7 protein-coding genes and 1 pseudogene are annotated in these 12,169 nt (G+C 60.3%); 3 read left to right on the top strand and 5 right to left on the bottom strand.

Annotation, left to right across the window (positions count from 1 at the left end; all coding sequences use genetic code 11):
* Nucleotides 1-56: 56 nt before the first annotated feature.
* The 3 genes and pseudogenes from DJFAAGMI_RS22000 to DJFAAGMI_RS21990 form a co-directional block, all read left to right on the top strand.
* Complete coding sequence (locus tag DJFAAGMI_RS22000; RefSeq protein WP_003069486.1) at nucleotides 57-1,232, top strand: acetyl-CoA C-acyltransferase; 1,176 nt, start codon at nucleotides 57-59, stop codon at nucleotides 1,230-1,232.
* Between the two features lie 139 nt (nucleotides 1,233-1,371).
* Entirely contained in the window at nucleotides 1,372-3,231 is a 1,860-nt protein-coding gene (locus tag DJFAAGMI_RS21995; RefSeq protein ID WP_211459157.1) for an acyl-CoA dehydrogenase, read from the top strand.
* 75 nt (nucleotides 3,232-3,306) lie between these two features.
* Nucleotides 3,307-3,420, top strand: a pseudogene (locus tag DJFAAGMI_RS21990) (IS5/IS1182 family transposase); the annotation flags it as partial.
* A gap of 40 nt (nucleotides 3,421-3,460) precedes the next feature.
* Here DJFAAGMI_RS21990 and DJFAAGMI_RS21985 read toward each other — a convergent pair.
* Genes DJFAAGMI_RS21985 through DJFAAGMI_RS21965 form a run of 5 tightly spaced genes read right to left on the bottom strand, consistent with a single transcriptional unit; the run spans nucleotide 3,461 to nucleotide 11,467 of the window.
* On the bottom strand, nucleotides 3,461-3,724 hold the full coding sequence (locus DJFAAGMI_RS21985) for a PAAR domain-containing protein (protein WP_211459155.1): 264 nt from the start codon (nucleotides 3,722-3,724) through the stop codon (nucleotides 3,461-3,463).
* A gap of 18 nt (nucleotides 3,725-3,742) precedes the next feature.
* Nucleotides 3,743-5,071, bottom strand: coding sequence for a virulence factor (locus DJFAAGMI_RS25100; RefSeq protein WP_249334681.1), 1,329 nt, complete (start codon nucleotides 5,069-5,071; stop codon nucleotides 3,743-3,745).
* Nucleotides 5,072-5,074: 3 nt separating this feature from the next.
* Nucleotides 5,075-6,568 (bottom strand): virulence factor, encoded by a 1,494-nt coding sequence (locus DJFAAGMI_RS21975; protein WP_211459151.1) that lies wholly within the window; start codon nucleotides 6,566-6,568, stop codon nucleotides 5,075-5,077.
* Nucleotides 6,565-8,772, bottom strand: coding sequence for a T6SS effector phospholipase Tle3 domain-containing protein (locus DJFAAGMI_RS21970; RefSeq protein WP_211459149.1), 2,208 nt, complete (start codon nucleotides 8,770-8,772; stop codon nucleotides 6,565-6,567). Before DJFAAGMI_RS21970 ends, DJFAAGMI_RS21975 begins: the two co-directional genes overlap by 4 nt.
* Before the next feature lie 16 nt (nucleotides 8,773-8,788).
* Nucleotides 8,789-11,467 carry a type VI secretion system Vgr family protein gene (locus tag DJFAAGMI_RS21965; protein ID WP_349305260.1) on the bottom strand — a complete coding sequence of 893 codons (2,679 nt, stop codon included), beginning with the start codon at nucleotides 11,465-11,467 and terminating at the stop codon, nucleotides 8,789-8,791.
* Nucleotides 11,468-12,169: the final 702 nt, after the last annotated feature.

The following is a 12,169-nucleotide window of genomic DNA, read 5'->3' as shown; positions in this document are numbered from 1 at the left end:
GCTGGCCTGTGTGAACGGCGATCTGCCACGAAATACCCAGAATCAAAGGACAGAACATGACATCCGCAGTGATTGTTTCTACCGCGCGCACTCCGCTGGCCAAGAGCTGGAAGGGCGCTTTCAACATGACTTATGGCCCCACCCTGGGTGCCCACGCCGTCAAGGCGGCTGTGGAGCGCGCAGGCATTGAGGGCGCCGAGGTCGAGGACGTGATCATGGGCATGTCCCTGCCCGAAGGTACGACAGGCGGCAACGTTGCCCGTCTGATCGCCATGCGTGCAGGCCTGCCGGTCACGACATCGGGCCTGACCATCAACCGCTTCTGCTCCTCGGGCCTGCAGGCGATTGCGCTGGCTGCCCAGCGCATCATCGCGGGCGAGAACGATGTGCTGGTGGCCGGCGGTCTGGAGAGCATCTCCTGCGTGCAGCCCCATCTGAACCCGCACATGGCCTTCGATCCCGAGCTGACAGCCATGAAGCCCGAGATCTACTGGAGCATGCTGCAGACTGCCGAGCAGGTGGCCAAGCGCTACAACATCAGTCGCGATGCCCAGGACGAGTACGGCGCCTCCAGCCAGCAAAAAGCGGCTGCGGCACAGGCGGCAGGCCTGTTCGAAGCGGAAATTGCTCCCATGAAGACCGTCATGGGCGTGGCTGACAAGGTGCGCGGCCTGATCACCAAGGAGGTGACCGTCAGCAAGGATGAGGGCATTCGCGAGGGCACAACCAAGGAAGGCATCAGTGGTCTGCGCAGCGCGCTGCCCGGCGGGGTGATTACCGCCGGCAATGCGAGCCAGTTCTCCGACGGCGCCGGCGCCTGCGCCGTGGTCAGCGAGGAATACGCTTCGCGCAAGGGCCTCAAGCCCCTGGGCCGTTTCCTGGGCTTTGCCGTGGCCGGCTGCGAGCCCGACGAAATGGGCATCGGCCCCATCTATGCCATTCCCAAGGTGCTCAAGAAGCTGGGGCTGTCGATCAACGATATCGACCTGTGGGAGCTCAACGAAGCCTTTGCCGTGCAGGTCATCTACTGCCGCGACAAGCTGGGCATTCCGGCCGACAGGCTCAACGTCAACGGCGGCGCGATTGCCGTGGGCCACCCCTATGGCGTCTCGGGCCAGCGCCTGACGGGCCATGCACTGATCGAGGGCAAGCGCCGCGGCGCCAAGCGTGTCTGCGTGACCATGTGCATTGGCGGCGGCATGGGCGCGGCAGGCGTGTTTGAAGTCCTGTAAGCAGGGCTTGGGTCAAGCCGTCTTCTGGCCACCTTGGGGTTGGGGGCTGGAGGCGGCTTTTTTCTCCTCTGGATATATGAAATTGATAGCTTGCATCGCTTTATTCATAAACGATGAAGCCTGTTTTGATAGGTAATCTATGCGCCTGCGTTCCACCATTGACTTTCTGCTCTACGACTGGCTGCAGGCCGAAGGACTAACCAGTCGCTCACGCTTTGCCGATCATTCGCGTGATACCTTTGATGCGGTGATGGATACCTGCGAGCGCATCGCGCGGGAGAAATACGCGCCCTTCAACCGCACGGTGGACTTGCAGGAGCCGCAGTTCGATGGCGAAAAAGTCATCCTGCCCCAATGCACCTATGAAGCGCGCGAGGCCTATGCCGACTCCGGCATGCTCAGCGCGGCCCAGGACTACGAGATGGGCGGCATGCAGCTGCCCTATACCGTGGAGGCGGCGGCCAACTGCTTTTTCGCAGCGGCCTCGATCAGCATTGGCTCGAACATGCTGACCTCGGGCAATGCCAACGCCATCATGGCCCATGGCACCGAGCGGCAGAAAAAAGTCTTTGCCGCCAATGAGTTCAACGGCCGCTGGGCCGGCACCATGGCCTTGTCCGAGCCGCAGGCGGGCTCCTCGCTGTCGGACATCGCCACGCGCGCCGAGCCCGATGGCGTCGAGTACGAGAGCGATGCGCTGGGACCGCGTTATCGGCTCAAGGGCAACAAGATGTGGATCAGCTCGGGCGACCACGAGATGACCGAGAACATCGTGCACCTGGTGCTGGCCAAGATTCCCGGCGCCGATGGCAAGACCATTGCCGGCGTGAAGGGCATTTCGCTGTTCATCGTGCCCAAGAAGCTCGTCGATGCCGAGGGGCGGCTGACCGGCGAGCGCAACGACGTGGCCCTGGCGGGCCTCAACCACAAGCTGGGTTGGCGCGGCACAACCAATACCTTGCTCAATTTCGGCGAAGGCAGATACCCGGTGCGTGGGCAGCATGGCGGGGGCCTGGATGGACGCGGTGCGGGTGCGATAGGCTATCTGGTTGGCAAGCCCGGCGAGGGCCTCAAATGCATGTTCCACATGATGAACGAGGCGCGCATCTCCATCGGCATGGCGGCTTCCATGCTGGGCATGGCGGGCTACCACGCCAGTCTCGAATATGCGCAAAGCCGGCCTCAGGGTCGGCCCATAGGCGAGGGCGGCAAGGATGCGAGCCGGCCACAGTCGCGCATCATCGAGCATGCCGACGTCAAGCGCATGCTGCTTGCGCAGAAGGCCTATTGCGAAGGCGCGCTGGCCCTGAACCTGCTGTGCGCGAGGCTGGTGGACGAGCAGTACACCGGCCAGAGCCAGGAGGCGGCAGAAGCCAGGCTGCTGCTGGAGGTGTTGACGCCGGTTGCCAAGAGCTGGCCCAGCGAGTTCTGCCTGGAAGCCAATTCGCTGGCCATCCAGATCCATGGCGGCTATGGCTATACGCGGGACTTTGCGGTCGAGCAGTACTGGCGCGACAACCGCCTGAACATGATTCACGAGGGCACGCATGGCATCCAGGCCATGGATCTGCTGGGCCGCAAGGTCGTCATGGACGGTGGCAAGGGGCTGCAGCTGCTGGCGGCCCGCATCAATGCCACCATCCAGCGTGCCATGCAGCATGAAAGGCTGGCGAGCCATGCCAACCAGCTGGCGCGTGCGCTGGCCGATGTAGGCGCCGCCACCAAGGCGGCCTGGGCGAACGGCAATCCCCAGGAGGCCCTGGCCAATGCCGTGCCCTATATGCAGGCCTTCGGCCATATGGTGCTGGCCTGGATCTGGCTGGATGTGGCGCTGGCCGTGCTGGCCATGGACAGGGATCTGGCAATTGCCGCACATCGCGGCAGCATGGCGGCGCAGCGCTACTTCTTCCACTACGAGCTGCCGCGCATCGGTGCCTGGCTGCAGGTGGTCAAGGCGCGCGACATGACCTGTGCAGGTATGGAGGAAGAGGCGTTCTAAGAGCGGCCAGCACTATCTCTCCATAAGGCATGCGCCGAGGGGGTAGCAGCCAGCTTTGCTTGGTGCAGGCATTCATGGGAAGACTTCCCCCAATCCCTGGGGTACGGCAGCGGCATGACCTGCTGGCGGCGCCTGCGTGAAAGGAGCACCGCTGTTTGCAAGGCCATGCTCACTCGCTTGCGAGAACATGGCCTTGGGCTTCATGGGTTGGTCCAGCGTTGGCGCACGCCTATTCACGTCCCGAAGCCGGCACGCTGGAAATCAATACGGCTCCGCAGGAAGTCCTGTGTCCGTCGAATGCCGCAGGCCTGCCCTCGACCAGAAAAGCAGGGTCGCCCTCGGCAATCACGCAGGCCTGATGCCCCTTGAGGGGGCACAGGCACGAGTCCCCCAGTCTTGCCACCGCCAGCCCCATGACGGTGCTGCTGGCTGCTCCGGCAAGCACACGGCCCCCATGGCTGGTGGCGTCTCCTACGCGAATGACTCCCCGCATGGCATCCCTCCCTTTTAGTTATTCGGAAAACCCCTGCGGATATCGGCCCACGTCTTCATGGCGCAGACCCCACCAGGGCAGATAGGCATTGTTCTCGCCACGGGCGCGGAACCAGTTCTTGTCCGGGTCGATGGGCGTGAGTGCGGTCGGTGGCACCACCACCACGGCCGTGGGCTGGTCGGCGTCGGTGGTGCCGGCCACCAGCACGCTGCCTCCCAGATGGTTGGCCCTGCCAATGGCCAGCACCACATTGGTCAGGGCCGAGCCTGCCCCCATATCGCCCAACAGGCCTGCGGTATTAAAGGTCTGCTTGCTGAAATCAAACTCGGGCAGCACCTCGGTCAGGGTGCGGCTCAGTGACGCCAGCCGGTTGGAGGCCTCGGCCGAGCCCTTGCCCGCATCGTGAATGGTGTACTGGATATCGGAAAGGCTGCGGCCTGCATTGTGCGCCGCTGTTTCAATGGCGGCCTTCCAGGCCTGTACAGCCCTGGTGGTGCCGGCCTGGGTTGGCTGATCCTGGGTGCGCGCCGTGGCGGCCTTGCCTATCCAGGCCAGCGGCCTGCGGCCCGTCTTCATCTCGGGCCCGGCCAGAATCAGGATGGCCATGTTCTCGTTCAGCTGCTCATCCTCGGGCGGAAAACTGGGCGCATCCCAGTTCATGGCCCAGACACTTTCCTGGGGATGGGCCTGCAGATAGTCCAGCGCGGCATTCAAGGAAGTAAAGCCTGCGTTGGGGCCGCCCTGGGTGATGCGGATATCGGGTAGCGTATCGCGGCTCCACACGGTTTTAGGAAAAGGTTCGCCGATTGAGAAATTTTTCCTGAATGTTGCGCGGGCATAGTCTGCCGCTTCTATTGCGTCCAATTTATTGGCAGGAATAGCATATTCAACATGCAGTCCTGATATCTCTCGCCAGCCATCCCTGCGATCCGGTGCAACCGTATAAAAATAATTGGGTTGCATAAAATATCTATTTCTAAAATAAATCAAAGATTCTGCAATATATTTATGATGAAACCCTTTGAACGTCTCTTTGCCATAATTCCCATCCGCAACTATTGCAATAGGCTGAATTTTGGTGAATTTCTGAGGCTCTGCTTTAACCATGTCATCATTTTTATTGGGCTTGACCAAGCCCAGGGTCCAGAGTATTTGCCACTGCGTGGGGTAATCGCGTCGTTGCAGCGGGTTCATCCATTGCAAACCCACCACCTGGGCCATTCCCGGAGCAGGTGCCTCAAAAGGCGTGGGGGCCTGCATTTCCTGGGTTGCGCAAGAATTTAGCAACAAGGGCAGTGCCACTCCAATAAGCAAATGGCCCCAGCGGGCGTTTTTCTTCTCGGTCATCCCTTACTCCGAAAATCCCTGCGTATATCGGCCCACGTCTTCATGGCGCAGGCCCCACCAGGGCAGATAGGCATTGTTCTCGCCGCGGGCGCGGAACCAGTTCTTGTCCGGGTCTATGGACGTGAGTTCGGTCGGTGGCACCACCAACACGGCCGTGGGCTGGTCGGCGTCGGTGGTGCCGGCCACCAGCACGCTGCCGCCAAAATAGTTGGCCCGGCCAATGGCCAGCACCACATTGGTCAGGGCCGAGCCTGCCCCCATATCGCCCAACAGGCCGGCGGTATTAAAGGTCTGCCGGCTGAAATCAAACTCGGGCAGCACCTCGGTCAGGGTGCGGCTCAGTGGTGCCAGCCGGTTGGAGGCCTCGGTCGAGCCCTTGCCCGCATCGTGAATGGTGTACTGGATGTCGGAAAGGCTGCGGCCTGCATTGTGCGCCGCTGTTTCAATGGCGGCTTTCCAGGCCTGTACAGCCCTGGTGGTGCCGGCCTGGGTGGGCTGATCCTGGGTGCGCGCTGTCGCCGCCTTGCCTATCCAGGCCAGCGGCCTGCGGCCGGTCTTCATCTCGGGCCCGGCCAGAATCAGGATGGCCATGTTCTCGTTCATCTGCTCATCCTCGGGCGGAAAACTGGGCGCATCCCAGTTCATGGCCCAGACACTTTCCTGGGGATGGGCCTGCAGATAGTCCAGCGCGGCATTCAAGGAGGTAAAGCCTGCATTGGGGCCGCCCTGGGTGATGCGGATATCAGGTAGCGTATCGTGGCTCCACACGGTTTTAGGAAAAGGTTCGCCGATTGAGAAATTTTTCCTGAATGTTGCGCGGGTATAGTCTGCAGCCTCTACTGGATCTAATTTTTTGGCAGGAATGGCATATTCAACATGAAGTCCTGATACCTCTCGCCAGTCATCCCTGCTATCTGGTGCAACCGTGTAAAAATAATTGGATTGCATAAAATATCTATTTCTAAAAGCCAAAAGCGTTTTTTTAATGTATTTATGATGAAACCCTTTGAACGTCTCCTGGCCCTTATTGCCGTAGGCGATACCAGCAACAGGTCGAATTGAATTAAATGCATCAGGTTCTGCCTTAACCATGTCATCATTTTTATTGGGTTTGACCAAGCCCAGGGTCCAGAGTATTTGCCACTGCGTGGGGTAATCGCGCCGTTGCAGCGGGTTCATCCATTGCAGACCCACTACCTGGGCCATAAAGGGTGGCGCGGCCTCGGGCGCAGGCTGCGCCGAGTTTGGAGCGGTCTGCGCGGTCAGCGCCGCTGCCTGGGCAGATTGCAGCATGAACAGGCTGCTCAATACCAGGGTTGCAACACCGACCAGGGCCGGAAATATAATCAGCTTTCTCGTGATTGCCTCGTCGTCATAAGAGTTCAAAGAAGCATGGTCCATATACAGCATCCAGACCAGCATCAAGGCTGCGCATAGCAGCAGCATGCACAGGGAAAACAACAGCCGCCGAGGCCAGCTTGAAATCAATACTTTCATGCCACCGCTCCCGGAATGGTTAGATGAATACCGCCTTCGCGCTGATTGACGATTTTTTCGGGCATGGCGGCTTCAGAGTCATTACTATTAATCCATTGGCTTAAATTGATATCTTTATATATCCCATAATGAAAATATTCAGAATATTTCGTATTGGGATTTTTATCTCCCAAATCATCACCGAATCTCCAATCTGCTTCTACACGGAATTGATCCATCTTTTCCGGAGCAATCGTGCATAGCCCGATGGCCATGTCATAGGCCAGCGCATGCTGGGCATGGTCGGGGTTGGTCATGATGGTGGAGTGATTGGATGGGTTGTTCTCCAGCCCGCTTTTGAGAATCTGGGTGATCTGCCTGGCCTGCCACTGCTTGTAGTCTTCGGGCGTGTCCGCATCCATGCTTTCGCCTTTGACATTTCCTTTTTCATCCACCCACTGCGGGTTGTGGGTGCGGCGCGCGCGCATGCGCAAAATAGCGCGGTCCTCATAGCGCTGGCTGGCTTCGCTGTCGCGGTTGCCCAGGGCCTGCCCTTCGTTGGGGGCGTCGAAGCGGTCATAGGCATCATCGCCACTCCGGTCTTCGGCGGTCTTTTGCGCATTGCGCGCCTCGGAGGGGCGGTCATAGTTTTCATTGAAGCGGCTGACGGCATCGCCATCGCGCACCTCGGTGACGCGGCCGCCATAGCGCCTGGCCTCGGGCTCAAAGGGCTGGTCCAGCGCCGGCGCATCGATCTGCACCACCCAGTCCTTTTCCGGATCGGCATTGACGCGGATGGCATTGAAGCTGGAGCTGACCCCCAGGACCATATACATGACGGGGGTCGTGAGCAGCGTCATGATCTTGCCCAGGACGGTTTCGTTGCCGCTCAGGGCCCCGGTCAGCGAGTATTTCGCGGGCGGCGATGCGGGATACCAGAATCCCTTGACCTGGGTTTGGTTGCCGTAGCGCCAATCGTCTTGCACGATGCGATAGGGCTTTTGCTCACCCACCTTGAAGCCCGAGGCAAAGACACGCTGGGTGAGCACACCTGCCGCCTGGGTCGCAGCGATTTCGGTGGCGCTCATGCCGCGCCAGCCTATGCCCTGGACCACGATGGCAGAGATGACCTGATCGTGCGGGCAACTGTAGACAGTGACCCGTCCATAGGTCTTGCCAGCCACGCCATGCGTGCTGCGGTCCTGCGCGGCGCCATAGGGTTTGCCGCCTTCGCAGGGATTGGCATTGCCCATTTCCTCATCAAGCCTGGCGGCGTCGATTTCAAATGGGCGGCGCTGGCCGACCAGTTTGAAGAATTCGGCCAAGGTCTTGCAGCGCGCCTCGTAGGTCTGGCGGCCGCGCCGGCCCTGGCCGTCCTTCATGCCGCGCTGCGTCCAGTTGTCCATGGCCGTGCCCTGGTTGAGCAGGCTGTAGGGGGCATTGGCCAGCACATAGGCATCGGCCACGCAGCCTGTGGCCTCACTGGCGCCTTTCAGCTTGTCGCCGATAAAGGCCGCTGTCAGGCCCACGATATTGCCCTGGCTGTGGCAGACCACGGTGATGGGCACATCGGCCTGCGCGGCACGGATGGACTGGATCAGCCTGGCCAGGCGCAGCGCGGCCATGACGCCATAGGCACGTGGCGGGCAGCGGTACAGGGGGCGGGTCGTGGGGTTGAGCCCTTGCAGCGTGATCCAGCCAAAAGCCTGGTCGCTAAAGCCTTCATCCCACAGGTCCGGCAGATTGGTGCAGCCATTGGCAAACGGGCCGCCGCCCCAGTAGTCCTGCTCATTGAGAAAGATCTTGTCGCCGAACTCCTTGAGCTCCTCGCCATTGGCCTTGTAGCCCCAGCGGAAATGGATGACGGGTGAGAAGGCGGGCTTGGGCTGAATATAGGTTTTGGCCCACATCTTCGGGTTGATGAAACCGTCTGCAGTCAGGCTGTCGATGTACTCCACGGGCGACATCTGGCCGGATGCGACGCCCTGGTGCACCATTTGTTCCTGCTGACGCCCCAGGCGGCGGTTCAGGCCTTTGCACAGGCCTTCTTCGGCAGCCTTGTACCACTCGCCGTCGGAGTTGACGCCGTGCACAAAGATGACGATGCCCGGCAAGGGCATTTGCTTGATGCTGTTGTGCACATTGGCCGTGTCGTAAAGCGTGAGGCCCTGGCTGCAGGAAACCTGCCGTCCAGCCGGGCTGTGGCTGTCAGTGGATTGGGTCATAAGTGCTTGCGCGGCCTCAAGGCGCGTCTTTCTTGAAGAATCGGATGTCGAGCTTTTCGAATTGCTCGCTCTTGAGTGGGCCGAGCTTGCCCGAGCCATCGGTGGCCCCCGAACTCAGCAGTTCGCCCGCGGCGTTGCGCACCTCGCCCTGGTAGCCGGCGAGCTCCTTGCCGTCGCTGGCTCTGACCAGCTTGAACTCCCGGCCCAGCGGTGCCTTGTCAAAGCGCGGAAGATCGGTACTCATGCTGGCGGCTCCCATCCAGCTGTGGCTTGCCGTCTTGACCGTGAAGCTGCCCGGGCCGCCGATTTCTATGTTGCCGCCGTCCAGCTTGAGGTAGGCGCCACCCGAGGTGACGAAGACCACTTGCTCGCTGGCCATTCCCGAGAGCTGGCCGCCCGCTGCGGTGAGCTTGATGCTTTTGGCCGAGTCGATCTGGGTGTCGGCCGCCTGGCTTTGCACCTTGACCGGTCCCTGGTTGGCAATGGCACTCAGACCTTCCTCGTGCGCAAACAGAAAGACTCCGTGACCGGCATGCACGTTGACACGTTGGCCGCTGCTCATCTGCAGATGCTGCTGGGCCACGAGGTCGATGTTGTCGCCTGCATGGTTTGTCACGGACTTGGGGGTGGCAAGGCTGATACCCGCCGGTGCCGTGATCGCGATGGCGGCCTGGGTATCAGGGTCGGCAGCGGTATTGTCTGTACCCCCTTGGGGCCAGTTGCGAATGGCCTCGCTCAAGGCTTGCTGGGGCTGGGTGTGCATAGCCATGCCCTGATGGCCGGCAGCGTAGTCGCTCAGGCTGGTGAACAGTTGCACGCACTCCTGCATGAGGGCCAGGCATTCCTCGCGGGCCAGCTGGTCCTGGTTGGCGCCCAGTCTTTGCCATGCCGAGACCAGCAAGGCCCGACCGCTGCGAATGGCCACATGGGCATCGCTGCGCAGCTCGGCCCCTTGCCCGCGCGCCTGGCCCAGCCCCTCTTCGCGCGGGTGGGTGAGGTAGCCCAGATTGAGCTGGCTATGCCCATGCTCGCTGGCCAGTTGGCTGCTGATCTGGCCGGCCGTATCGTCAAAGCGCAGCTGGTTGTAGCGCTGGCCCTTGATTTCTTTGGTCTTGACGCCCGACAGATAGCGGTTGCCCGGCAGCCCACCCTTGTGGCTGAAGGTCGCCGGCATATTGGGGCCGTTGTGCAGCACACCGGCCACGAACATCTTGTCGGGGTCGCCATGCAGATGGTCTATGAGCACCTCCATGCCTGCACGCGGCAAGGTGTCGTGTCCGTAGCCGGGCCCGGCCCAGCTGCTGCTGGTCCGCACCCAGGCGCTGTCCCTCTCGGAGGCGCTGGTCCCCGCACCATGGGCATGTGCATGGTCCTCGGCCTGCAGGCCCAGCAACTGGACCTTGATGCGACCCAGCTCATCGCAGTGCACCTCCTCTCCCTCCGGCCCCACGACCAGCGCCGTGGTGGGGTGCACACGCGGCAGATCTATGCGTGGGTCATAGACAGGCGTCAGCGGCAGGCCCCGGGTCACGCAAGTGAAGGTGTTTTCATAGCGGGTGGAAACGCTGCCGGCAACATGTCCGTCGGCGGCCTTGTCTTGGTGCCATGGCTGCCCGAAGCGCCAGTGACTGGCCTCGAACAAGGCCTGGGCGCGTTCGTCAAGCGTCTTGGGCAGATTGTTCTGCGCCCTGTGCCGCAGGCTGGTGACGATGAATTGGCGCTGCTCGGCTTCGAGTTTGTCCACTTCGGGATGCTCGGCCAGTTCGAACCAGGTACCGACCTGGGCGTTGCGCACGCCGCTGACGCCAAGAATGCTGTGGGCACCTTGCTCGTGGGCCTGGATGCGGATCTTGCCCAGGCGCTCGAAGTCGGCGCGCGAGTTACCTGCGTGGGGTACGTCCATGAAGGAGTCGCTCAGCAGATGGGCCAGATCGTTGCCACTGTCGCCCTGGTCGATGAGGGTTTGCTGAATGACCTCTTCCAGCTGGCCACTCTTGTAGTCCCAGCTCGTGCGCCTGATGCTGCCGGGCCGCAGGCTTCTTGCCGCCGACCACAATGTGATGGAGTCGCGCTGCTCGGTGGCTGCATCCCGGTGATAGCGCAGCCTTGCAGCTGGCGAGGCCCCCAGCTTCATGGGGTCGTCACAGAACACCAGCGTATGCATGGGCAAGGCACCGGCATCGCTCTGCGCCCCTGTCCGCATACCGGGTTTACAGAACCAGAAAATGCCCTCGCGCCGGCACAGACGACGTATGAATGCTGCATCCGACTCATCGGCCTGGCGGGTTTGTTCCCGGGCGGGGTATTGCTCCTGCTGCAAAAGCAGTTCGAAATCCAGCGCCTGTGCCAGCACGGGGCTGCGCTGCTGCCATTCACGCAAAATGGTGGCGAGAATATCGGGAACGCGCATTCCACGAAAGATCCTGCTGTTAAGCCGCTTTTCCAGAATGGAGAGCGCATCACCGATGCTTAGCTGATAGCTGGCCAGGGAGCCATCGGACTGACCGGCCTGCACCTTGGTAACCAGGGCATTGATAGGGTGCAGATTGCCTGTGTCGGTGACTATCTGCACCGACAATGGCAAACCAAGCAGTGAATGCAGGGGAAACTCGGAATCTGGCGAAAGACAGGTCAAATATCCTTCAATGCCTGTACATAAGCCCTCATGAATATCCAGGCGCTGAAGCGTCAGCATATGCCCCAGCTGATCCTGCCGGCTACCCCAATGCAAACGGATGGCGCGCTGACTCTGGTCCAGCACGCCATTCAAGGCCTGTTTTAAATCATTCGTATTCAAGGGATTTGGCGCATGGTAGCTGCCTGCCGGCGTTTACCAAGAGTGCGTAAAGTGATGAAGATGCCAAAACAGTCTAATGCACCATTTATATAGGCCCGTCATCTATTCCTGATGACAATCATCGATTTTTGATATGTCCTATTCAACGGAGGTTATCACCTGGCATGTCACTGGGGGCGGTCGCTAGTTATGGCTTTTTTCAGGAAAGGGTCAAGTGCAGAGCTGGCTTTGAATTTCATCCTTACTGCAAAATGGTAATCATCGTCAATTTACGTCAATCCGAAAATTGAATATTTTTGGCATATTGAATGTGATTTGGATCAAATAATCATTTGAATGGAGCATGGAATCCTGATTCGGCAAAATGTTAAAAAATATTTTGGCCATGCTGGCGCTTTTCTTTAATTCACGCTTTTACAGGTATCGACGTTGTTGCGAAACAGGGTGGGGACTCGTCGGGCTGTTTCCAAGGCAAGTTGATAGCCCATGCTGGCTTGGGCGTACTCTGGCGGTCGCGACGACAGCGGTGAGCAAAAGAATGGGGTTCCCGGGGTGAGGCAAGTCGCGCGAAATGCTCTGAGACTCGGAGAGCAAGGCGAG

The sequence above is a fragment of the Comamonas brasiliensis genome (genome assembly GCF_018292285.1).
In the GTDB taxonomy this organism is placed as follows: domain Bacteria; phylum Pseudomonadota; class Gammaproteobacteria; order Burkholderiales; family Burkholderiaceae_C; genus Comamonas; species Comamonas brasiliensis.
The sequence above is the reverse complement of the archived record's forward strand: the minus strand, read 5'-3'. Positions and strand labels throughout refer to the sequence as shown.